The organism is Rhodococcus sp. NPDC056506, assembly GCF_042794945.1.
Lineage (GTDB): Bacteria > Actinomycetota > Actinomycetes > Mycobacteriales > Mycobacteriaceae > Rhodococcus_F.
This window is the reverse complement of sequence record NZ_JBHTSW010000010.1, coordinates 77,289-100,690: the sequence shown is the minus strand read 5'-3', so window position 1 is coordinate 100,690 and position 23,402 is coordinate 77,289. Positions and strand designations below refer to the sequence as shown.

General features: G+C 63.6%; 18 protein-coding genes. 12 read left to right on the top strand and 6 right to left on the bottom strand.

Annotation, left to right across the window (positions count from 1 at the left end):
• Nucleotides 1–29: 29 nt before the first annotated feature.
• Nucleotides 30–830, bottom strand: coding sequence for an enoyl-CoA hydratase/isomerase family protein (locus ACFQ6H_RS11870; protein ID WP_378549572.1), 801 nt, complete (start codon nt 828–830; stop codon nt 30–32).
• Here ACFQ6H_RS11870 and ACFQ6H_RS11865 point away from each other — a divergent pair.
• Nucleotides 829–2,229: an FAD-binding oxidoreductase gene (locus tag ACFQ6H_RS11865; protein WP_378646223.1), complete on the top strand. Its 1,401-nt coding sequence runs from the start codon at nt 829–831 to the stop codon at nt 2,227–2,229. The two genes, ACFQ6H_RS11870 and ACFQ6H_RS11865, sit on opposite strands and share 2 nt — an antisense overlap.
• On the opposite strand, the gene ACFQ6H_RS11860 is transcribed toward ACFQ6H_RS11865, so the two are convergent.
• Complete coding sequence (locus ACFQ6H_RS11860) at nt 2,189–3,673, bottom strand: DHA2 family efflux MFS transporter permease subunit (protein WP_378646221.1); 1,485 nt, start codon at nt 3,671–3,673, stop codon at nt 2,189–2,191. The genes ACFQ6H_RS11865 and ACFQ6H_RS11860 overlap by 41 nt on opposite strands.
• 2 nt (nt 3,674–3,675) lie before the next feature.
• The gene (locus ACFQ6H_RS11855) at nt 3,676–4,299 is read right to left on the bottom strand and encodes a PadR family transcriptional regulator (RefSeq protein ID WP_378549581.1); all 624 of its coding nucleotides are present in this window, start codon (nt 4,297–4,299) and stop codon (nt 3,676–3,678) included.
• Between the two features lie 125 nt (nt 4,300–4,424).
• On the opposite strand from ACFQ6H_RS11855, the gene ACFQ6H_RS11850 reads away from it, so the two are divergent.
• Nucleotides 4,425–5,114: a GNAT family acetyltransferase gene (locus ACFQ6H_RS11850; RefSeq protein WP_378646219.1), complete on the top strand. Its 690-nt coding sequence runs from the start codon at nt 4,425–4,427 to the stop codon at nt 5,112–5,114.
• 23 nt (nt 5,115–5,137) lie between these two features.
• Nucleotides 5,138–6,172 (top strand): glutathione S-transferase family protein, encoded by a 1,035-nt coding sequence (locus ACFQ6H_RS11845; RefSeq protein WP_042450363.1) that lies wholly within the window; start codon nt 5,138–5,140, stop codon nt 6,170–6,172.
• A gap of 11 nt (nt 6,173–6,183) precedes the next feature.
• Here the strand turns inward: ACFQ6H_RS11845 and ACFQ6H_RS11840 are convergent, their stop codons facing one another.
• The gene (locus ACFQ6H_RS11840) at nt 6,184–6,594 is read right to left on the bottom strand and encodes a VOC family protein (protein WP_003945129.1); all 411 of its coding nucleotides are present in this window, start codon (nt 6,592–6,594) and stop codon (nt 6,184–6,186) included.
• Nucleotides 6,595–6,748: 154 nt separating this feature from the next.
• Between ACFQ6H_RS11840 and ACFQ6H_RS11835 the strand changes: the two genes are divergently transcribed.
• The 5 genes from ACFQ6H_RS11835 (at nt 6,749) to ACFQ6H_RS11815 (ending at nt 17,121) form a co-directional block, all read left to right on the top strand.
• Nucleotides 6,749–7,498: a hypothetical protein gene (locus ACFQ6H_RS11835; RefSeq protein WP_003945111.1), complete on the top strand. Its 750-nt coding sequence runs from the start codon at nt 6,749–6,751 to the stop codon at nt 7,496–7,498.
• A 68-nt stretch (nt 7,499–7,566) separates the two neighbouring features.
• Complete coding sequence (locus ACFQ6H_RS11830) at nt 7,567–8,568, top strand: ABC transporter ATP-binding protein (protein WP_007736138.1); 1,002 nt, start codon at nt 7,567–7,569, stop codon at nt 8,566–8,568.
• Nucleotides 8,565–9,338, top strand: a complete 774-nt coding sequence (locus ACFQ6H_RS11825; RefSeq protein ID WP_046378894.1) for an ABC transporter permease — start codon at nt 8,565–8,567, stop codon at nt 9,336–9,338. The genes ACFQ6H_RS11830 and ACFQ6H_RS11825 overlap by 4 nt, the downstream gene beginning before the upstream one ends.
• 36 nt (nt 9,339–9,374) lie before the next feature.
• Nucleotides 9,375–13,184, top strand: coding sequence for an ABC transporter ATP-binding protein (locus tag ACFQ6H_RS11820; protein WP_378646217.1), 3,810 nt, complete (start codon nt 9,375–9,377; stop codon nt 13,182–13,184).
• Nucleotides 13,185–13,359: 175 nt separating this feature from the next.
• Nucleotides 13,360–17,121, top strand: coding sequence for a multifunctional oxoglutarate decarboxylase/oxoglutarate dehydrogenase thiamine pyrophosphate-binding subunit/dihydrolipoyllysine-residue succinyltransferase subunit (locus ACFQ6H_RS11815; RefSeq protein WP_378646215.1), 3,762 nt, complete (start codon nt 13,360–13,362; stop codon nt 17,119–17,121).
• A 98-nt stretch (nt 17,122–17,219) separates the two neighbouring features.
• Here the strand turns inward: ACFQ6H_RS11815 and ACFQ6H_RS11810 are convergent, their stop codons facing one another.
• Nucleotides 17,220–17,849, bottom strand: coding sequence for a TetR/AcrR family transcriptional regulator (locus ACFQ6H_RS11810; protein ID WP_007736130.1), 630 nt, complete (start codon nt 17,847–17,849; stop codon nt 17,220–17,222).
• A gap of 71 nt (nt 17,850–17,920) precedes the next feature.
• On the opposite strand from ACFQ6H_RS11810, the gene ACFQ6H_RS11805 reads away from it, so the two are divergent.
• The 3 genes from ACFQ6H_RS11805 to ACFQ6H_RS11795 are packed head-to-tail and all read left to right on the top strand — an operon-like array spanning nt 17,921 to nt 21,291.
• Nucleotides 17,921–19,495 carry a flavin-containing monooxygenase gene (locus ACFQ6H_RS11805; protein ID WP_378646213.1) on the top strand — a complete coding sequence of 525 codons (1,575 nt, stop codon included), beginning with the start codon at nt 17,921–17,923 and terminating at the stop codon, nt 19,493–19,495.
• Nucleotides 19,492–20,322 carry an SDR family oxidoreductase gene (locus ACFQ6H_RS11800; RefSeq protein ID WP_230817421.1) on the top strand — a complete coding sequence of 277 codons (831 nt, stop codon included), beginning with the start codon at nt 19,492–19,494 and terminating at the stop codon, nt 20,320–20,322. Before ACFQ6H_RS11805 ends, ACFQ6H_RS11800 begins: the two co-directional genes overlap by 4 nt.
• A 27-nt stretch (nt 20,323–20,349) precedes the next feature.
• Entirely contained in the window at nt 20,350–21,291 is a 942-nt protein-coding gene (locus ACFQ6H_RS11795) for an alpha/beta hydrolase fold domain-containing protein (protein WP_378646210.1), read from the top strand.
• 80 nt (nt 21,292–21,371) lie between these two features.
• Here ACFQ6H_RS11795 and ACFQ6H_RS11790 read toward each other — a convergent pair whose 3' ends face one another.
• Nucleotides 21,372–22,253, bottom strand: a complete 882-nt coding sequence (locus tag ACFQ6H_RS11790; RefSeq protein ID WP_378646208.1) for an ABC transporter substrate-binding protein — start codon at nt 22,251–22,253, stop codon at nt 21,372–21,374.
• Nucleotides 22,254–22,459: 206 nt separating this feature from the next.
• Between ACFQ6H_RS11790 and ACFQ6H_RS11785 the strand changes: the two genes are divergently transcribed.
• On the top strand, nt 22,460–23,398 hold the full coding sequence (locus ACFQ6H_RS11785; protein WP_378646206.1) for an ABC transporter substrate-binding protein: 939 nt from the start codon (nt 22,460–22,462) through the stop codon (nt 23,396–23,398).
• Nucleotides 23,399–23,402 lie beyond the last annotated feature (4 nt).

Sequence of the window (23,402 nt, the reverse complement as noted above, 5' to 3'; positions counted from 1 at the left end):
GGAGGTCTCTGACGATAAAGGTCGTATATCTACTTTCCGGAGTAGACGGCCTTACCCGGGCCGACGTCGAGGAAACTGCGGACGGCGCCGCGCAGGTCGTCGGTGTCGAACAGCGCGCCGGACACCCCGGGAGTCACCGAATCCGCATGAGCGATGCCGCCGGAACGCCACGCCGCCACGATCTGCTTGGTGGCGTCGTGTGCTCGCGTGGGTCCGTCCGCCAACCTGGTCGCGAGGGACCGCGCCGCACCGTCGACGTCGTCGTGAACTGCATTGACGACGCCCCAGGCGTGCAGGGTTGCGGCGTCGTACAGATCGCCGGTCATGACCAACTCCCGAGCCCGTCCGGAACCGGCGCGCTCGGCCAGACGTTGCGGTCCACCCATGGACGGCGTCAGACCGACCACTGTCTCGACCAGCCCGAACTTCGCCTTGGGCGCCGCGAGGATGATGTCGCAGGCCAAGGAGATCTCGAATGCCGCAGTCAGCGTCAACCCGTGCGCCGCGTAGATCACCGGGCACGGCAATGCCTCGAGCGGATGACAGATCTGGGCGAACAGCTCGCGCCACAATTCCGCGCCTTGCTCCGGGTTCAGTCCGTCGAAGACGTGAACGTCGACGCCGGCCGAGTTGACCTTGCCCTCCGCGCGAAGGAGGACAGCCCGCGGCGGATTCTCGGTCAACGCCGCAACGTCGGCGATGACCGCGTCGAACATGGCCTGATCGAACAGATTGAGTGGTCCGTGCGCGAACGTCAGGACAGCCACCTCGGCACCACCATCGGTGGTGAAGCGCTCGAGACGGGTGGGGTGCGATTCGGGAGCAGTCATGCCGCCACACTGCCACATGGAACCGGCCTACGATCGTCGGGTGGACGGTCTGAGAAATGCACTCGCGGACGTTGTGGGACACCGGTTCGTCGTCGACGACGCCGACGTGTTGGCTACCCGTTCCACCGACCAGACGGGGCGCTACAGCGGGCACGCCAGCGCCCTGGTCCGACCCGGAAATACTGCCGAAGTCTCGGCAGTGCTGAACGTGTGCCGCTCCCACGGTGTACCGGTCACCGTTCAGGGCGGACGAACCGGCCTGGTCGCGGGCACGGTGCCCGAGCACGACGACGTCCTGCTCTCCACCGAACGTCTCACGACGACCGGTGAAGTCGACGCGGCCGGCAGGCGGATCACCGTCGGAGCGGGAGTGACACTCGCGCAGGTACATTCCGCTGCGGCCGACGCCGGCCTGAAATTCGGCGTCGACATAGCTTCACGGGACACGGCGACCATCGGCGGCATGGTCTCCACCAATGCCGGTGGCCTGCACACGGTTCGATACGGGAACATGGCCGAACAGGTGCTCGGCCTCGAGGTGGTGATCCCCGACGGAACCACCGTGCGCCGGTCACCGAAAGTGTTGTCCGACAATTCCGGATACAACCTGCCCGCACTGTGGGTGGGCAGCGAAGGAACTCTCGGTGTGGTCACGGCAGTCGATCTGGAACTGCGCCAGGTGCCGGCTCACCGGGTCACCACACTGACCGGTTTCGACAGGCTGGAGGACGTCGTCGATGCGGGGCGAACGTTGCGCACTCTCGACGGCGTCGACGCACTGGAATTGTTGGACGGCCGCGGACTCGAACTGGCCGCTCGACACGTGAACGCCGCGGTGCCGACGGGGCGGGCGTGGTACCTGCTCGCCGAGGTGTCCGGTGCCCACGATCCGCTGGAACGCCTGGGCGAAGTCCTCGAACGCATCGACCCGCCGGAAACCCCGGCGGTAGCGGTCGACGATCCCGGCTCGACGCGCTTGTGGGCAGCGCGGGAGTGCTTCGCCGAAGTGGTCGGACTGTTCGGTCCCCCACTGAAATTCGACGCGGCACTGCCCCTGGACTCGCTTGCCACCTTCGCCGAGGATGCCGCGGCGGTGATCGCGAGTCGCGCCTCCGAGGCGATTCCGATCCTCTTCGGCCACGTCGCCGAGGGAAACATCCACCTCAACGTCCTGAACTGCCCGAACGCCGACACCGTGTACCGCAGCGTCCTCGAACTGGTTCGCGATCACGGCGGAAACGTCAGTTCCGAGCACGGGGTGGGCTCGCTCAAACGCAACTATCTGGACCTGGCCCTCTCCGCGGAGGACATAGCCACGATGTGGGCGATCAAGCGAGCCCTGGACCCGAGCGACTATCTCAATCGTGCAGTGATGTTTCCCGACGCGCTTCGGCACTGACGGCCATCGCGTCCTCGTGTGCGTCGCCGCGCAGAGGCCGAGCGAAGCACACCGAAGCGACGAAGCCGATGAGCAGCACGCCTGCAGGTAGCCAGATCGACTCCGACATCGCCGTGCTGAACGGTTCACGAACGAACTCGGGCAGGTGACCCACTCCAGCTTCGGAACTGCCGCCGGTCAGACCCTGAGCCGCCAATCGTGCGGTGATCAGTGCGCCGATCGCGGCACTACCGAGAACCGCGCCCACCTGCCGGGTGGTGTTGTAGACGCCTGCGCCGGCGCCGGCCTGCATCGGAGGCAGGTTGTGTGTGGCGGTGGCCGCGAGCGGCGACCAGATGCATGCGTTGGCGAAGCCGATCAGGCCGATCGGCAGGAGCAGTTCCCAGATCGCGACGTCGGGAGACATAACCAATGCCAGCCAGCCCAGGGCGATCGCGAACAGCAGGAAGCCGGTGCCCGCGATGTAGCGCGGATGCGTCTTGTCGACGAGCTTGCCGATGATCGGCGCAAAAATGCCGGTCAGCACGGCCATCGGAACGAGGAGGAGCGCCGACTGCGTCGGGGAGAGTCCGCGAACTGCCTGGGTGTAGAACATCAGCGGAAGGACCATCGACGTGATCGCGAAGCCCATTGCGGTGATGGCGACGTTGGCGAGCGAGAAGTTGCGGTCCTTGAAGAGTTCGAGGGGAAGCAACGGCTCGTTCTTGTTGCGCGACTGATAGAACACGAACACCGCGAGTAACAGCACGCCGGCGCCGATCAGACTCCAGACGAATCCGTTCCAGTCGTACGAACTGCCTTCCTGGATTCCGAACACGAGCAGGAACATGCCTGCGGCGCTGAGGATCACGCCGGGGATGTCGAACTTGTGCTCGCTCGTCGGCAGCGACGGAACGAGCTTCCAGGCGAGCAGGAAAGCGATGACACCAATCGGGACGTTGACGATGAAGATCCATTCCCAGCCGAGATTGTCGACCAACACACCACCGGCAAGCGGACCGACCAGCGTCGCGACGCCGGCAACGGCGCCCCACAGGCCCATTGCGGCGCCACGCTTGTTCGGTGCGAAGGTGCGCGTGATGACCGCCATGGTCTGCGGAGTCATCATTGCGGCGCCGAAGCCCTGGAAAGCCCTTGCCACGATGAGCATTTCGACGCTGCCGGACAGACCACACCACAGTGATGCGCCGGTGAACAGTACGAGGCCGATCATGTAGAGGTTCTTCGGTCCGAACCTGTCACCGAGTCGGCCGGTGACAAGCAGCGGCACCGCGTACGCCAGCAGGTACGCGCTGGTGACCCAGACGACCTTGTTGATGTCGGTGCCGAGGTCCTCCATGATCGCAGGGTTGGCGACAGCGACGATGGTGCTGTCCACCAGAATCATGAAGAACCCGATACACAGCGCCCACAGCGCGTGCCAGGGATTGACCTGCTTTTCCATCTTCAGTCCTTAGGTAGTGCGGACGAGCCCGCGGAGCCGGCCAGCCGGTCGAGAAGTTCTTGTGAGAGCCAAGGCATTTCGCCACTCTCGATATCTGTCACCAACGCGCCGATCCACTCTCTTTCGGCGATCGTGAGTGCGTGGGCGTAGTCTGCGCCCACCGTGAAGATTCGTGGCTTTTCCGCGGCCTTCACCGCTTCGTAGTCGACCTCGAATTTCGCAATCGTCTTGTCGAGGTGTGCGAGACGGATCCGAAGCATCTGACACGCAGTTGATGCGGAAAGGTTGTGCATTTCGGCGAGCGCGAGCGGCAACCGCGGATACTCCCGCACCGGAACCGCCAACATCTCACGTAGTTGGTGCTCGAGAGCATCACGGCCTCGGGCTGTGATCTCGTACGTCGTGCGCTCCGGCCGATTGCCCTCACGATCGATCCCGATCGAAGCCAGCAATTCCTGCTTCTCCAGCCGCGAAACCGTGTGATAGAGCGATCCCGGCTTGATCTTCACCAGCTGATCGCCCCGTCGAACCGAGGCGAGTTGATACATCTCGTACGGGTGCATCGAACGCTCGGACAGCAGGCCCAGAACGGTGATCCCCAAAGGCGTCAGTGACACGTCACCCATGAGTCCCCTCCCTGACAAGCCGCAATTGACTATTTCTTGACTATTCCACCTGAAATAGTCCACATGGAATATACGACCTTCGGCCATCTCGATCAACCCGTTCGAACCGGACTAGCCTGTAGCGAGTGGACGATCATCACCTCGACATCATCCGACTAGCATGGGCGCGCGAACTGGGCCTCGGCGACTCCGCGTTGCGACCGGCACACACCGCCAGGGTGGTCGGCGACGACATCCACGTACTGGACCTGGCCGGCGGTGGCGCGATTGTCGGACCGCAGTGGTTCATCGAGCGCACGGCGGACATCTCCGTCGAAGCGCTTCTACAACCTGCACGCCTACTCGACGTCACCGGCGATCACGGCGGCCGAATCACCGGCCCCGTCGATCTCGCTTTCCTCGGCGACTACACGGACGCGCCGCCCGACGAGCAACTACTGATTTCCCACGACATCGACGATGCCCTCGCCGTCGCTGCGCTGTGCCCACCCGACGACAGCACCACAGCCGACCTCGGGAACCGGACGCGGTGGTTCACCGCCCTCACTGATTCCACCGAGGTGCTCGGATGCGCGGCGTACTCCGAATTTCAGGGATTCGTGGCAGATCTCACGACCCTGACTGCTCCAGCGCATCGCCGTCACGGGATCGGCTGCGCAGTAACGCTTCTCGCTGCGGAGGACGCTCTCGATTCCGGATTGATCCCGCAGCTACGCACAAGTCGCGGCAGTGCGATCGGAGCGACGCTTCCACGTAAAGCCAAATTCGACGTTCTGGGGGCATACGCTCGGGTACACGTGCACCTGCCCAGTTGACACTCGAACGAGAGGGACCGCAGATGAGTACGGAAGACGGCGCGAGCGAACCGACATTCGTCGAAGAGGGTCGTGAATTCAAACGCGACACCAACTACATCCCGACCCGGATCACCGAGGACGGCCGCGACGGGTACCCCGTCGAACCCGGGCGATACCGGTTGATCGTGGCACGTGCCTGCCCGTGGGCAAACCGCGCCATCATCGTCCGCCGCCTACTCGGCCTCGAAGACGTACTGTCGATGGGCATCTGCGGTCCGGTTCACGACAAGCGAAGCTGGACTTTCGATCTCGACCCGGGAGGCGTCGATCCCGTACTGAAGATCCCTCGACTGCAGGACGCATACTTCGCCCGAGATCCCCACTACCCCAGGGGAATCACGGTGCCCGCCATGGTGGAGATCGCCACGGGCAAGGTGATCACGAACGACTACCCACAGATCACCCTCGACTTCTCGACGCAATGGAAGAAGTACCACCGCGAAGGCGCACCGGATCTGTACCCGGAGCCTCTGCGAAACGAAATCGACGAAGTTGCCGAGTACGTTTTTCGCGACGTCAACAACGGCGTCTACCGCTGCGGTTTCGCCGGTTCACAGCAGGCGTACGACGAGGCATACGACACGCTGTTCGCTCGCCTCGACTGGCTCACCGAACGTCTTGCCCGGCAACGTTTCCTGGTGGGCGACACCATCACCGAAGCCGATGTGCGCCTGTTCACCACGCTGGCGCGGTTCGATCCCGTCTATCACGGCCACTTCAAGTGCAACAGAAGCAAACTCAGCGAGATGCCGGTGCTGTGGGACTACGCGCGCGATCTGTTCCAGACCCCCGGATTCGGTGACACCATCGACTTCACACAGATCAAAGCGCACTACTACATCGTGCATTCCGAGATCAATCCCTCCGGAATCGTGCCCAAGGGACCGGAATTGACACACTGGCTCGAACCGCACGGACGCGAACAGTTGGGTGGCCGACCGTTCGGGGACGGCACACCACCTCATCCGCCCATCCCGTCGGAAGTGGTTCCGGCAGAGCACTGGGCCACCAGGTAGGTCGCGGGGGGCTACTCCCCTGCGTACGTGCCGAAACTCCAGTACACACCTTCGGGATCACGGCAGGTGAACCCCCGCGAACCGTAGTCCTCGTCGCGCAATCCCTGCGTGATCGTGGCGCCCGCCGCGACAGCGCGTTCGTGGAGTGCATCGGCGGCGTCCGCGTCGTCCACGACGATGTACACCGAACCGATTCCAGGCGGCAGGCCGGCGATCGCCGAATCGGTGCGCGGCGAACCCAACATGATGCCGCCACCGCCCGGCCAGTCGAGTTGGGCGTGGTCCACCACGTCTCCCTCTCCGTAGACGGCCTTCTCCACGAAACCGAAGGTGCTCACCAGAAAGTGGATTGCCGCACGGGCGTCGAGGTAGCGCAGCGTCGGCCAGATGGTCGTCGAACGAGATTCCGAAGTGGCGGTCATAACACTCGAACTCCTGCCTGGGAAAACTCACGAAGAAAACCGAGTCTCGTACGAGCCTATGGCCCCGGTGATCACCGCCGCCAGCGAAAACTTCACCTATTCTCGAGATACGGTCCACCTCGCTTCAGAGGAGGACAACTGTGGAGGGGCAGCAATGAGCAAGTCGACGAACAACGACAGCGGGCGTATCGAGAAGGTCCTCGTTTCCGTTCTCGACAACGGAAGCCGCCTGCAAGCGCCCGCAGTGGCCAAATACGTCAACCATGTCCGTAAGGCCCACCCCGACGAGTCACCTGCTCAGATCGTCGAGCGGATGGAGAAGATGTTCATTCTCGCCGTAACCGGAAGCGGCAGTGCCGTCGGCGCCACCGCCGCCGTGCCGGGCGTCGGAACGGTCGCGTCCATCGCTGCCGTCGGTGCGGAATCGGCTTTCTTCCTCGAGGCGTCAGCGCTGCTGACGTTGGCAATTGCGTCAGTGCATGGAATCTCCGTACAGGATCACCAGCAACGACGTGCCCTGGTCCTGGCAGTCGCCCTCGGCGAATCCGGTATGGAGATCGTGCAGAAGGCCACCGGAATCACAGCCAAGAACTGGGGAACGGCAATCACGAGCAAGATTCCCGGACCCACGATGAGGGGAATGAACAGCACCCTCGTGCGGAAATTCGTGACCAAGTACGCCGCCAAGCGCAGCGCACTGATCCTCGGCAAGCTCGTTCCGGCCGGAATCGGTGCGGTCATCGGCGGTGCGGGCAACCGTGCAATCGGCAAGGGCGTCGTCAAGAATGCGCGCGAAGCCTTCGGACCGGCACCGGCCAGGTGGACCGACCACCTGATCGTGATGCCTGCCGACGATGCCGCAGTGCTTCCCCAGACGGAGACACGCCGGGCCATCCGCAGATAGCCGTCCGGGCCGTAGGCTCGCATCACGTATTCGCCGCCGACCCGGGAGCAGCATTGACGAACACCGCAATGGGATCCTTCTCTGCCCCCATCGAGATTCGTGGGTTGACGAAGACGTTCAAGGCGGCGCGCGCGGTCAACGACCTGAGCTTCGACGTTCAGGCGGGCTCGATCACCGGGTTTCTCGGCCCGAACGGTTCGGGCAAGACGACCACGTTGCGGATGCTCCTCGGACTGGTGTCACCGACGTCGGGATCGGCCACGATCAACGGCACCCCGATGCGTTTGCTGCCCAACCCGGCTCGGACCGTCGGCGCAGTACTCGACGTCGGCAGTCTCCATCCGAAACGAACGGCGCTCGGACACCTCGAGATCTACGCGGCCGCTATCGGCATGCCGACTCAGCGCGCGGCGCAGGTGCTGGACATGGTCGGTCTGAGATCGGTCGGAGTCCACAAGACCGGCACCTTCTCGCTCGGGATGCGCCAACGCCTGATCCTTGCCACCGCGATGCTCGGTGATCCCGAGATCCTCGTGCTCGACGAACCCGCGAACGGACTCGACCCCGAGGGCATGGCGTGGCTTCGTCAGTTCCTGCAGACCTTCGCCGGTTCCGGCCGAACGGTTCTGATCTCGAGTCACGCGCTTCGTGAAGTGGAAGCGACCGTCGACAGCGTGGTCATCGTCAGCGCCGGCTCACTCGTCTACCAAGGGACCATGGACGAACTTCGCCGCTCGCAGCGCAGTCGACTGCTCGTCTCGTGTTCCAACCCAGCGCTCCTCGCCACGGCATTGGCCGCTCGCGGAATCATCGACGCCCAGATCACGCAGGACGGACGGCTCGCCGTGGGCGGCACCGACACGTCGGTGCTCCCACCGGTGGCATCCGCCGCCGGTGTCACGATCTTCGGCGTCGCAACCGAAGGCGCAGATCTCGAGCAACTGTTCCTCGCGATGACAACACCGCAGTACGCGGTTCCCCAGGTCGGATACCACCGCCCACCCGGTCCCGGTTCCGGACCGGGCTATTACGGCCCTGCCGCATACGGACCTTCCGGAGGACACCGATGACCACGCTCGTGCGCGCGGAGACACTTAAAGTTCTCACCCTGCGCTACTGGTGGGCACTGGCCATCGCACCGGTCGTCGTGGCCGTGCTGATTGCTGCCTCGACTCGGACGTTCGTCGAAGTCGTGGCCGATTCGGCTGACACCACCTTCGACGTCGATGTCGTGTCCACCGGCGTCAGCCTCGGTGTCTCCAACACGCTTGTCCTGGTGTTCGCGGCTGTCTTCGGAGCACTCACCGCCGGATCCGAATTCGGCTACAAAACTCTCACCACGACGTTCCTCACAGCTCGCGGCCGTGACGGAGTTCTCGGCGCAAAACTTGCCGTCGTCGCGGTATTCGCCGTCGGCTACGCGTTGGCGGTCGAAGTAGTCAGCATCGGCGCGATGTTGCTCTTCGGCCGGGACTTCAGCTTCACCACCGATCTCTTCGCCATCTGCGCCGCAGGCATTCTGGCGTGCGCTCTGTGGGCACTGCTCGGCGCCGGGGTGGCACTGCTCACCGGTTCGTCGATGGCCGGTGCCCTCTCGGTCGTCCTGTGGTTCGTCTTCGGTGAATGGATCGTCCGCGCAGTGCTGCTCGCGATGGATCTCGGTGGGATCGGGGCCGCGCTTCCGGTGTCGGCCACGATCGGCACGATAGTCAATGCGGCCCCGTCGATCGACGTCGACGCGTTTGCGTCCTGGCCGAGCGGCCCGATGATGCTGGCAGCTTGGGTGGTTCTGTTCTGCGGGCTCGGTTGGCTGCGGACCAGGACCCGCGACATCACCTGAAAAGGCTGTCTGGGGCCGGGTCTACCGTGGATCTCGATGAACACGATCAACACGGACAGTCCGGTAGCTGGAGAGGTCGATCGAGCTCCGGGCTGGATCCGCCGCTTGGCGCACGCATGCTGGTTGCACCGAAGAGTTGCCATCGGCGCGCTTCTGGTGACCGTCATCGCTTCGGCGATCGACATCTCGTTTCCTCTTCTGACCCGCTATGCGCTCGACGCCGCAAGCCAGGAGAACCCAGGCAAGGTGATCGGGTTCGTCGCGCTGGCGATCGCGCTGCTCGCGGTCGTCCGCTTCGCGTGCCAGTACGGCCGACGGATGCTTGCCGGCCGACTCTCGCTCGATGTTCAACACGACTTGCGGCTCGCCTTGCTCGGCTCGCTGCAACGCCTCGATGGACGCGGGCAGGATCAGATCCGCACAGGCCAGGTGGTATCCCGGTCCATCACCGATTTACAACTCGTCCAGGGTTTGCTCGCGATGGTGCCGATGTCCGCGGGTGCGCTCCTGCAATTCGTGCTCGCGATCGGCATCATGGCGTGGCTCTCGCCGCTGTTGACTCTCGTCGCTGTCGCCGTCATCCCCGCAGTAGGGCTGGTGGTGTTCCTGATGCGACCGATGCTCTTCGCCGCAACATGGTCGGCGCAGCAGCGGGCCGCCGACCTCGCCCAACATGTCGAGGAAACCGTCACGGGCGTGCGCGTCGTCAAGGGATTCGGGCAGGAACAACGAGCCGTCGACCAACTCGAAAAGCACAGCCGCACGTTGTATTCGGAGCGTCTCCGCGCCGCGTGGTTGAACGCGAAATTCGCGCCGACCATGGCCGCCTTGCCCCAGCTCGGGCAGGTGGGAGTGATCGCTCTCGGCGGGTATCTCGCACTGCACGACAAGATCACCGTGGGAACGTTTCTCGCGTTCGCCACCTACATCGTGACGATGACCGGAGTCACCCGAACTCTGTCGTCGGTCATCGTCATGGCGCAGCTGGCGCGCGCCGCTGTCGAGCGTGTCTACGACGTCATCAACGCTCAGCCGGACATCGCCGATCCAGACCATCCGGTGGACCTGCCCGACGGTCCTCTCGGCGTCACCTTCGACGACGTGGCATTCGGATTCGACACCGAACGCGACGTCCTGACCGGGCTGAACCTCCGCATAGAACCGGGCGAGACCGTCGCCGTCGTGGGGCCGGCCGCGTCGGGCAAGACCGCGTTGTCCTTGCTTCTCCCCCGGTTCTACGCACCGACTTCGGGTGCGGTGACAGTCGATACCGCCGGCGAGACGTTCCCCATCGGCGAACTGCGCAGTGAGCAGCTTCGTGCCGCCGTCAGCCTCGTCTTCGACGAGCCCTTCCTGTTCTCGGACACCATTGCCGCCAACATCGCACTTGGCCGCGAGGACGCCTCCGACGAGGACATCCGCGACGCAGCAGCACTGGCACAGGCAGATTCGTTCATCGAGGCACTCCCGGACGGATACGACACCGTTGTCGGTGAACGGGGTCTGACGCTGTCGGGCGGCCAGCGTCAGCGCATCGCACTTGCCCGAGCCCTCCTCGTCGACCCACGGATCCTGGTCCTCGACGACGCGACCTCCGCAGTCGATGCGGCTACCGAAGCCGCGATCTTCGACGCGTTCCGGGCCAGACGGCGCCAGACCACGCTCATCCTCGCTCACCGGCGGTCCACCCTGACGCTCGCAGACCGGGTCGCGGTTCTCGACGGCGGACGGATCATCGACTCCGGAACCGTGGACGAACTGGAAGCGCGATGTCCGCTCTTTCGTGCCCTGTTCTCCTCGCCGCCGGAACTACCGGCCGAACTCGACGACGTCGACTCCGATGCTTTCGGACGTGACCGCAGCGAGCCGACAACCGAGCAGTTGTGGCCGCAGGCACCGGAATCCGAAGCCGACAGCACTACCGCTTCGGCGCAGGGTGCGGGCGGACCGATGGCCGGAGCGCTCAGCGGAATCGCGGTGACGCCGTCCCTGCGGGCAGCAGTCGATGCTCTCCCACCCGCACGCGAAGACCCCGGAATCGCTCCTGAGAGCCTGCGCGAATCGAATCCACAGTTCTCACTCCGACAGATCTTGACGCCGGTCCGCTGGGTTCTACTGGCGGTTGTCGTGTGCCTTGCCCTGGACTCCGCAGCGGCGATCGCATTTCCCTCCCTCGTCAGATACGCGATCGACCACGGAGTCGTGACCGCGGACAGCAGCACGCTCTGGATAGCGACGGCATTCGGCGCCCTCCTGGTCGCCGCGGACTGGGTCGTCGTCGCGGTCATGACGGTGCTCACCGCCCGGGCCGGCGAACGCGTGTTGTTCGGGCTCCGCGTGCGCAGCTATGCACACCTGCAGCGCCTGGGCCTGGACTACTACGAACGTGAATTGTCCGGGCGCATCATGACGCGCATGACCACCGACGTCGACGCGCTGTCGTCGTTCATCCAAACCGGCATGTCGACGGCGATCGTGAGCGTCCTGACCGTCGGCGGCATTTCGATCGCACTCCTGGCGACCGACGTGACGCTCGGACTGGTGGCGCTGGCCGTCATCCCACCGCTCGTGGTTGCGACCGTGATCTTCCGCAAGATCTCCTCGGTTGCCTACAGCCAGTCCCGCGAACGGATCTCGCTCGTCAATGCCGACTTCCAGGAGAACATCGCCGGTCTGCGAGCGGCTCAGGCCTACCGCCGCGAAGAAGGTGCGGCGCGTAGGTTCGCAGAACGCTCCGAAAGCTACCGCCGATCGCGGATGCGGTCGCAGCGAGCCATTTCGATCTACTTCCCGTTCATCTCGTTCCTGTCCGACCTCGCGTTGGCCGCAGTGGTGTTCGTCGGCGCGCACCAGATCGCCAACGGGTCGACGTCACCCGGCGTACTGATCGCTTTCGTGCTCTACCTCGGCCTGCTGTTCGGACCGATTCAGCAACTCTCACAAGTGTTCGATGGTTACCAACAGGCAAACGTCGGATTGCAACGAATCGGCGACCTTCTGCGTACTCGGAGTTCGATCGAAACAGCCGACAGCGAGGATCTGATCGCGATCTCCGGACGGCTCGACGGCGCCGTCCATCTCGACGGGGTCGGGTTCCGGTACTCGGGTGCGGACGTCGACGCCCTCTCCGATTTCGATCTGCAGATTCCGCCGGGCACGACGGTTGCCCTCGTCGGCAGAACCGGTGCCGGGAAGTCGACGGTGGTGAAGTTGCTCGCCCGCTTCTACGACCCGACGTCCGGGTCGGTCGACGTGGACGGAACCGACATCCGGAACTTCCACCTCTCGCAGTACCGACGTCGCCTCGGCGTGGTCCCACAAGAAGCCCATCTGTTCACCGGCACGGTCGCCGACAACATCGCGTACGGCAGGCCGTCGGCGTCGCACGCGGAGATCGAGGAAGCAGCGCGTTCCGTCGGCGCACTGAATTCGATAGCCGACATGCGTGGAGGCATGAATCATCCCGTCGGCGAGCGCGGCCAGGGGCTCTCGGCGGGCCAACGCCAACTCATCGCATTGGCCCGTGCCGAACTGGTCGACCCGGACCTTCTGCTCCTCGACGAGGCGACCGCGACGCTCGATCCCGCGACCGAACGAATGGTGCTCGAAGCAAGTCGGTCGGTCACCCGGAAACGGACTTCCGTCGTCGTAGCTCACCGCCTCGCGACAGCTGCCCGAGCGGACCTCGTTGTCGTAGTTGACCGGGGACGTATCGTTGAATACGGCCCGCACGATGTTCTGCGGTATGCCGGTGGTCACTACTCGGGACTCTGGGATGCATCGCAGGCGCGTGAGGGGAATAATCTGACGTCGAGAACTGTCATCGAAGGCAACCCCGTCGCGTGACAGTCGGCACGGATTTGTACCGCCGAGAGGTAGTGCGCGATCGCAAGATCACGGACTTCCGTGAGACAGCTCACAAATTGTGTGCCGCACAATTGCTCGTCACACGCTCGGGCTAATCTCACATATATAGGCGCTCTGATCGGGTACCGAAATAGAAACGAGGCGAACACCTGCCGTGAGCAGCAGTTCTACATCCCAATTCGGACAGAACCAGTGGCTGGTTGACGAGATGTACCAACGCTTCCAGGACGATCCGTCGTCCGTGGATCCCAGTTGGCACGAATTCTTGACCGATTACTCGCCGGACTCGGCGAACACGGGAGGTGGAAACGGGACTGCCTCGAACGGCAACGCGGCTGCACCCGCCGCTGTTGTAGCTCCGCCTGCTGCTCCCAAGGCCACGCCTCCCGCCCCCAAGACCGCACCTCCTGCGCCGCCCGCCAAGGCTGCCGCACCGGCCCCCGCGAAGACGGCAGCGCCCGCCGCGAAGGCCGCCCCAGCCAAGCCTGCAGCAGCCAAGCCCGCGGCCGCTCCCGCGAAGCCCGCTCCCGCCGGCGGAGCCGAGGAAACCAAGGTTCTCCGCGGCGCCGCAGCAGCGGTCGTCAAGAACATGTCGCTCTCGCTCGAGATTCCGACAGCAACCAGCGTGCGTGCCATCCCCGCGAAGCTGATGTTCGACAACCGCATCGTCATCAACAACCACCTCGCACGTACTCGTGGCGGCAAGATCTCGTTCACCCACCTCCTGGGTTACGCGATCATCCAGGCAGTCAACGCGTTCCCCAACATGAACCGGCACTTCGCCGAAATCGACGGCAAGCCGAACGCGGTCACGCCCGAGCACACCAATCTCGGACTCGCGATCGACCTTCCCGGCAAGGACGGCAACCGCTCACTGGTAGTTGCCGCCATCCGGAACACCGAGTCGATGAACTTCGTCCAGTTCCACGCGGCATACGAGGACATCGTCCGACGCGCCCGTGAAGGCAAGCTCACCGGCGAAGACTTCACCGGCGTCACCATCTCGCTGACCAACCCGGGCGGCATCGGCACGGTTCACTCCGTTCCCCGCCTGATGAAGGGTCAGGGCGCCATCATCGGCGCCGGCGCGATGGAATACCCCGCCGAGTTCCAGGGCGCCAGCGACGAGAAGCTGGCCGAGATGGGCGTCGGCAAGCTGATGACCCTCACCTCGACCTACGATCACCGCATCATCCAGGGTGCCGAGTCGGGCGATTTCCTGCGCACGATCCACAACCTGCTGATCAGCGACGAGTTCTACGACGAGATCTTCCACGCGCTCGGCAACCCGTACGAGCCGGTGCGTTGGCGCAAGGACGTGCCGGAAGGCGCCGTCGACAAGAACACCCGTGTTCTCGAACTGATCGCTGCATACCGTGACCGCGGCCACCTCATGGCCGACACGGACCCGTTGCAGTTCGTCAAGGACAAGTTCCACAGCCACCCCGACCTCGACGTCATCAGCCACGGCCTGACGTTGTGGGATCTGGACCGCGAGTTCAAGGTCGGCGGCTTCCACGGCCAAGAGAAGATGAAGCTGCGCGACGTGTTGAGCGTGCTGCGCGACGCGTACTGCCGCCACGTCGGCGTCGAGTACACGCACATCCTCGAAACGGATCAGCGTCAGTGGATCCAGGACCGCGTCGAGGGCCATCACGCCAAGCCTTCGGTCGCTCAGCAGAAGTACATCCTGAGCAAGCTCAACGCCGCCGAGGCCTTCGAGACGTTCCTGCAGACCAAGTACGTCGGCCAGAAGCGCTTCTCGCTCGAGGGCGCCGAAGCCGTCATCCCGATGATGGACGCCGTGATCGACCAGGCCGCCGAGCACCAGCTCGACGAGGTTGTCATCGGTATGCCGCACCGTGGCCGACTCAACGTGCTGGCCAACATCGTCGGCAAGCCGTACTCCAAGATCTTCACGGAGTTCGAGGGCAACATGAACCCGGCAGCCGCTCACGGCTCCGGTGACGTGAAGTACCACTTGGGTGCCAGCGGAACGTACATCCAGATGTTCGGTGACAACGACATCGCTGTCTCACTGACCGCAAACCCGTCGCACCTCGAGGCCGTCGACCCGGTTCTCGAAGGCCTGGTTCGCGCCAAGCAGGACATCCTCGACAAGGGCGAAGAAGGCTTCACCGTCCTGCCGCTCATGCTGCACGGCGACGCTGCATTCGCCGGTCAGGGTGTTGTCGCGGAGACGCTCAACCTCTCGCTGCTGCGCGGTTACCGCACCGGCGGCACCGTGCACATCGTCGTGAACAACCAGGTCGGCTTCACCACCGCTCCGGAACATTCACGTTCGTCCGAGTACTGCACCGACGTCGCGAAGATGATCGCCGCACCGGTCTTCCACGTCAACGGCGACGACCCCGAGGCTTGCGTCTGGGTTGCTCAACTGGCCGTCGACTTCCGTGAGAAGTTCGGCAAGGACGTCGTCATCGACCTCATCTGCTACCGCCGTCGCGGTCACAACGAGGGCGACGACCCGTCGATGACCCAGCCGGCCATGTACGACGTCATCGACACCAAGCGCAGCGTTCGTAAGAGCTACACCGAGTCCCTCATCGGTCGCGGTGACATCTCGCTCAAGGAAGCCGAAGACGCACTTCGCGACTACCAGGGCCAGCTCGAACGGGTCTTCAACGAGGTCCGTGAGCTCGAGAAGTTCCAGCCCGAACCGTCCGAGTCCGTCGAACTCGACCAGACTCCGCCGGCCCGCCTCACGACGGCTGTCGCTCCCGAGGTTCTCGAGCGCATCGGCGACGCGTTCGTCAACGTCCCCGAGGGCTTCACCGTGCACCCGCGCGTCAAGCCGGTTGCCGAGAAGCGTCGCGAGATGGCTCGTGACGGACACGTCGACTGGGCGTTCGCCGAGTTGCTCGCGTTCGGCTCGTTGGCCGAGCAGGGTGCTTTGATCCGCCTCGCGGGTCAGGACTCCAAGCGAGGAACGTTCACGCAGCGCCACTCGGTTCTCATCGACCGCAAGACCGGCAACGAGTACAGCCCGATCGCCAAGATCGCGGCAGACGCCGAAAACGGCGGCAAGTTCATGGTCTACGACTCCGCACTCACCGAGTACGCAGGCCTGGGCTTCGAGTACGGCTACTCGGTCGGCAACCCCGACGCCCTCGTCCTGTGGGAAGCGCAGTTCGGTGACTTCGTCAACGGCGCGCAGACCATCATCGACGAGTTCATCTCTTCGGGCGAGGCCAAGTGGGGTCAGCTCTCGGACGTCGTGCTGCTCCTGCCGCACGGTCACGAGGGTCAGGGTCCGGACCACACCTCCGGCCGTATCGAGCGTTTCCTTCAGCTGTGCGCCGAAGGCTCGATGACCGTCGCGGTTCCGTCGACTCCGGCCAGCTACTTCCACCTGCTGCGTCGCCATCACCTCGACGGCATCCGCCGTCCGTTGGTGGTCTTCACGCCCAAGTCGATGCTGCGCAACAAGGCTGCAGTCAGCAACGTCGAGGACTTCACGACGGGCAAGTTCCGTTCGGTCTTCGAGGAGCCTGCATTCGAGAGCGGCGAAAGCGCCCGCGAATCGGTCAAGCGGGTTCTGCTGGTCAGCGGCAAGCTGTACTGGGAGCTCCTGGCGAAGAAGCACAAGGACGAGCGCGACGACATCGCCATCGTGCGCATGGAGCAGCTCTACCCCGTGCCGAAGCGTCGCCTCAAGGAGACCCTGGACCGTTACCCGAATGCGGATCAGTTCCGTTGGGTCCAGGAAGAGCCCGCGAACCAGGGTGCGTGGCCGTTCCTCGGACTGGCACTGCCGGATCTTCTGCCGGAGACCTTGACCGGCATCAAGCGCATCTCGCGTCGTCCGATGTCCGCTCCCTCCTCGGGATCGAGCAAGGTCCACGCGGTGGAGCAGCAGGAGATCTTGGACGAGGCGTTCCTGCCCACCAACTGAACAGTGGCATTCCTGCCGACCAACTGATCTCAGTAATTTAACAAGGGCCGGGCCCACATTCCGCAAGGAGTGTGGGGCCCGGCCTTTCTCTGCTGCGATCAATTCGATTGCAGTAGACCCAGATCCGGTCCGGCATCGAAGCCGACGGCGGCCAGTGCCAACGCGGGCAACGACTGAACCGTCAGGTCGATCAGTTCCTCGCGGGTGATGGCAGGCGCGCGCAGCCAACTGATGGTGGCTTCCTCGACAAACGCGATCCAACCGCGAACGGCCAACTCCACCTGAGGCGTTCGCGTCAGGCCGATCTTCGGGAGCTGATCGAGGGTCCTCTTCGCCATGATGTCGCGGGTCTGCTCGAACACCTCACGCATCTGCGGATCCCCGCTGGCGGTCCCGCGGAGCAGTGAGACGTAGGTATTGCGGTTCTCGGTCACGTAGTCGACGTACGACGCCAGGACCGAGCGGAGGGTGAGCATCGGATCGTCCGATTCACTCGGCTCGGTGCGCTGGAGCATCTGTTCACTGCTGTGTCGGACGATCGCCAGATGGAACTCGCTTTTCGACGCGAAGTAGTGGAACAGAAGCCCACGAGATACTCCCGCCTGATCGGCGATGTCCTCGACGGAAATCTGTTCGAGCGGCCGTTCGGCCAGCATGCGTGCGCCGAGGTCGATCAGTTGAGCTCGGCGTTGCGCAGGGTCGAGTCGCGTTCGCTTTACTGCGTCCATGCCCAATAGACTACTGAATATTCGTCAATAAGCTATTGACCGTGACTCAATAAAGGCATATCGTTCCCTACATGAGTCTTCCAGTTACAGATACCTCAGCACCTGCCGCGGATACTCGCCACGTCGGCACACTGATCATCGGCAGTGGTTTCGCCGGTCTCGGTGCGGCGATCAAACTGGCACAGGCCGGCATCACCGACTACGTCGTTCTCGAGCGCGGCAACGACGTCGGCGGAACCTGGCGTGACAACAGCTACCCGGGCGCCGCGTGTGACGTGCCGTCGCATTTGTACTCGTACTCTTTTGCACTCAACCCGGAGTGGACACGCTCCTTCTCCACTCAGCCCGAGATCTACAAGTACATCCAGTCGGTGGCCAACCGCCACAAGGTGCTCGACAAGCACATCTTCGGCTGCGACGTACTCTCCGCCCGCTGGGACGAGGCATCCGCTCGGTGGCACATCAGCACCAACAAGGGCGAATTTGTCGCAAAGATCGTGGTCTCGGCCGTCGGCGCACTGTGTGAGCCTTCACTTCCGGACATCAAGGGCATCGACGCCTTCAAGGGCGAGATCTTCCACTCCTCGCGTTGGAACCATGACGCCGATCTGACCGGCAAGCGCGTGGCCGTCATCGGAACCGGCGCCTCCGCCATCCAGATCGTGCCCGCCATCGGCAAAAAGGTCGCACATCTCGACGTGTACCAGCGCACCGCGCCGTGGATCCTGCCCCGTGCAGACCGCGAGTACACCAAGATCGAGCACCTCGCATTCAAGTACCTTCCCGGCTTCCAGAAGCTGTGCCGTACCGGCATCTACTGGATGCGCGAGACGCAGGTCGTCGGCCTGGCCAAGGCGCCGGTGTTCATGAAGCCGCTGCAGTTCGCCGCCGAGCGTCACCTGAAGGCTCAGATCAAGGACAAGGACCTCCGTAAGAAGGTCATGCCCAACTTCCAGATCGGCTGCAAGCGCATGCTGATCTCGAACAACTACTTCCCCACCCTCGCCCAGGACAATGTCGATCTGGTGACCGAAGGCATCGAGGAGGTCACCGCCAACGGGATCGTCTCGAAGACCGGCACCACGCGTGAGATCGATGCCATCGTTGTGGCGACCGGTTTCCACGTCACCGACTCCCCCACCTTCGCGGGAATCTTCGGCAAGGACGGGCGTTCGCTCGCCGAGGTCTTCGAAAAGACCGGCATGCAGGGATACAAGGGCGCGGCAGTTGCCAACTTCCCCAACATGTTCTTCCTCGTCGGACCCAACACCGGCCTCGGACATTCGTCGATGGTCTTCATGATCGAGTCGCAGATCAACTACTTGGTCGACGCGATCGCCACCATCGACAAGTACGACATCGGCACCATCGAGGTGCGCAAGGACAAGCAGGACAAGTACAACAAGGACCTGCAGGCAGCTATGTCCAAGAGCGTGTGGAACAACGGCGGTTGCGCCAGCTGGTACATGGACAAGCACGGAAACAACACGACCCTGTGGCCGGGCTTCACCTTCCAGTTCCGCAATGCCACCAAGCATTTCGACCTCGCGGCATACCGCAGCGTCGCCACGTCGGATCTCGGCGCCGTCGGCACCGCGACCACTTCACAGATCGACCTCGACGACGAGAAGGCAGTAGCACAATGAGTGATTTTGCAGGCAAGGTCGTAGTCATCACCGGAGCGGGATCGGGCATCGGTCGCGCACTCGCACTGAACCTGGCCGGCCAGGGCGCCAAGTTGGCAATCTCCGACGTGGACACCGTGGGTCTGGCCGAGACGAAGCGTCTGGTGGAGGCCATCGGCGCCGAGGTGAAGTCGGACCATCTCGACGTCACCCAGCGCGAAGCGGTTCTCGAGTACGCAGACGCGGTTGTCGCCCATTTCGGCAAGGTCAACCAGATCTACAACAACGCCGGAATCGCGTACCACGGCACCTTCGAGAAGTCCGAGTTCAAAGACTTCGAGCGCGTCATGGACGTCGACTTCTGGGGAGTTGTCAACGGCACCAAGGCATTCCTCCCCCACGTCATCGCATCCGGCGACGGGCACATCGTGAACGTGTCGAGCCTCTTCGGTCTGCTGTCGATGCCGGGTCAGAGCGCCTACAACTCGGCTAAATTCGCCGTTCGCGGCTTCACCGAGTCGCTTCGCCAGGAAATGCTGATCGCCAAGCACCCGGTGAAGGTGACCTGTGTGCACCCGGGCGGAATCAAGACGGCCATCGCACGCAACGCCACCGCAGGCCCGGGCGAAGATCTTGCGGTCTTCTCCGAGTTCTTCGACCGCAAGCTCGCGCGTACCACTCCGGAGGACGCCGCCAAGACGATCGTCAACGGCGTTCGCAAGAGCAAGCCGCGCGTTCTCATCGGCATGGACGCAATAGCACTCGACGCCTGGGTTCGCCTCGTAGGATCGGGCTACCAGCGCATCGTCTCGATTGTCGCCGGCCGAATGATGCCCAAGTCCAGCTGAGATTTTTCAGAGTCAGGAGCCCTGCCGGTGAGCACGTTCACCCTTCCGCTGCCCGTGGTCGCATTCTTGTTGAAGCCGTACTTCCGTCTGGCTTTCAACTCGCGACTGCCGTACCGGATTCAGCGTCTGTTGCTCGAGGCCGGGGCACCACTCCAGCAGGTTCCAGCGGGCGCCGTCGTGCGCCCGCTGGAGCTCGCCTGCAGACCGGCGGAGAAGATCACCGTCGGCGCAACCGAGCGCCCCACCGCAGTTCTGTACCTACACGGCGGGGCGTACACGCTTGGCTCACTGGCCACCCACCGTTCTCTCGCAGCGCATCTCGCGCGTGAATCGTCCAGTGCGGTCTTCACCTTGGACTACCGTCTCGCACCGGAGAACCCGTATCCCGCTGCTCTCGACGACGCGGTCTCCGCCTTCATGCAGTTGGTGACCGAGTTCGACTATTCCGAAGACCGCGTTGCCATCGCGGGCGATTCGGCCGGTGGCGGTTTGGCCGCCGCGACCGCTCTGCGTCTGATCGAACGTCACGGTGTGACCCCGGGTGCGCTTGCACTGATCTCACCGTGGGTCGATCCCGGCGATCGGGGTGCCACCAAGAAGGCCGACCTGGTGGTCAACACGGCCTGGTCCTTCGATGCCGCCGACGCTTACCTTGCCGGCGGCGATCGCACAGATCCGGGCTACGCACCGATGCACGGCAAGCTCGACGGGTTGCCGCCCACCAGGATTCACGTCGGTTCCGAAGAAGTTCTCTATCCGCAGATCATGACGTTCACCGACAAGCTCTCCGCTGCCGGCGTCGATGTGTCCCTGGTCGAGTACGCAAGACTGTGGCACGTGGCCCACGCACAGGCGTCACTGGTCAAGGAAGCAGCAGACGCCGTCACCGATCTGGGCCGCTTCATCGCATCGAAACTGATTCGTGCCAAGGATGATTCGAGTTCAGCGGTGGGATCGAGCTCTCACTGACGGGTGTCCCACTCCGTTCCTGTTACTGACGGGTGTCCCACTCCGTTCCTGTTACTGACGGGTGCCCCACTCCGTTCCTGTTACTGACGGGTGTCCCACCAGGTGCGGGCAACGTCCGAGGCTGACGCCTTGCCGGTCCGCACCTGATCGATCATCGCAGCGAGGTCGGTGGTGGACAGTTCACCGGCAACGACGCTGAGTGCCTTGATCGCCGAATCTCCGAGTGCGCCCGTTCGAAAGAGCGGAACAACATTCTGTGCGGCCAGAACGTGATTCGAATCAGCGAGCACCGTGACGGCATCGGACTGCGCCAGGGCTGACAGCGTCGTGGTTCCGAATACTTGCGCACCGCGCACGTCCGCCGGTGTTGCCTGATCGATGCCGGCGAAGACACACTCGGCGCCCTCCGCCAACTGCTCCACCGCCCCGTCCTCGACGAATCTCGCAGAGACGAGCGGCGTCGCCGCGGCGCACGAAGGGGCAAAGGCTTCGATTGTCTTCGCTCCCAACGACTGTGCGTATGCGGTGTCCAGCGCAACGACCGCGCGGTCTTCGGCCATCGCGTAGTCGGAGACCGAAAGACCCTCAGGCAGAGAGCGACTCAAGGCTTCGAAGACGTCGTCCGCCCTGCGAGCCGGGGCGGACGGGTCGTAGTGATCGAGCAGCGCGCCGGTGAACTCGGGCACCAACGTGACCCTCGCAGCGTCCAGAGCCTCGAGGGATTGGTTCCGGCCCCCTCCCAGCGATTCGACGCGAGCCGACAGGCCGGAGGAGGAGAGCACCGTCGAATACACCTCGGCCAACACCGAACTCTCCACCGATGCGTCAGCGGCCACCACGATCTGGTCACGAGACTCCGCTTCGGCGCCCTCTACCACCGAATCACCGTTTGCGCATCCGCTGAGAATCGGCAGGACCATCAGTGCTGCAACAACAGTCGAATACTTCGTACGCGTGCTCATCACCGAAATCCTCACATCCAATCCCATGGATCGAAAACCGTGCCATGTCGGTACCTATCGTTACACTTGTCGGGCGATGCGCGGTAACCAGTCCTGACGCAGCCACTCGGTGGCGGCGCCGTCGAAGCCACTCGGGTGGCTTCGCCACAAGGGGATGGTTTCCGACGCCCGAAACACGGGACGCCCGAAAAACCGGAAGGACGCTCATGCGCACCTCACGATTTCGTTCCAACCGTTGGCTCGTAGCCGCGGCAACTGTCGTCTCTCTCACTGCGCTCACAGCGTGCGGTAGCAGCGACGGTGACTCCAACAGCGATCCCAACTCGGTCGTCGTCGGCTCCGCCAACTTCACCGAATCCGAGACGATCGCCAACATCTACGCCGAAGCACTGCGTGTCAACGGGTTCGATGTGTCCACGTCGTTCAACGTCGGCAGCCGTGAGGCGTACATTCCGGCGCTCAAGGACGGGTCCATCAGCGTCATTCCGGATTACACGGGAAACCTCCTGCAGTACTTGGATCCCGACAGCACAGCTACCAGCTCCACTGACGTCCTCGCTGCCCTTCCCGCAGCTCTCGGGTCGGAATTGGCGATTGCGACGCCCGCGTCCGCCGAGGACAAGGACGCCGTCGTCGTCACCAAGGAAACCGCGGACAAGTGGAACCTGAAGACGATCGCCGATCTGGCTCCGCATTCCGCCGAGGTCAAGTTCGGTGCTCCGGCCGAGTTCCAGGAACGTCCAGCCGGATTGCCCGGTTTGAAGTCCAACTACGGCCTCGACATCTCGGCTGCCAACTTCGTTCCGATCGCCGACGGCGGTGGACCGGCAACCGTGAAGGCTCTCTCGTCCGGTGACATCACCGCGGCAAACATCTTCACGACGTCGGCCTCCATCCCGGAAAACAACTTCGTGGTTCTCGAAGACCCGAAGAACAATTTCCCGGCTCAGAACGTGGTGCCGGTGCTGCGTGCGTCGAAGTCTTCCGACAAGTTGAAGACGGTCCTCGATGCGGTGTCCGCTAAGCTCACCACCGAAGAATTGTTGGCACTCAACGTCCAGGTGTCCGGCGACACCAAGACGGAGCCGGCAGCGGCGGCCAAGGCGTGGGTGACGGCGCAGGGCCTCGACAAGCCGGTCTCGTAGTCAC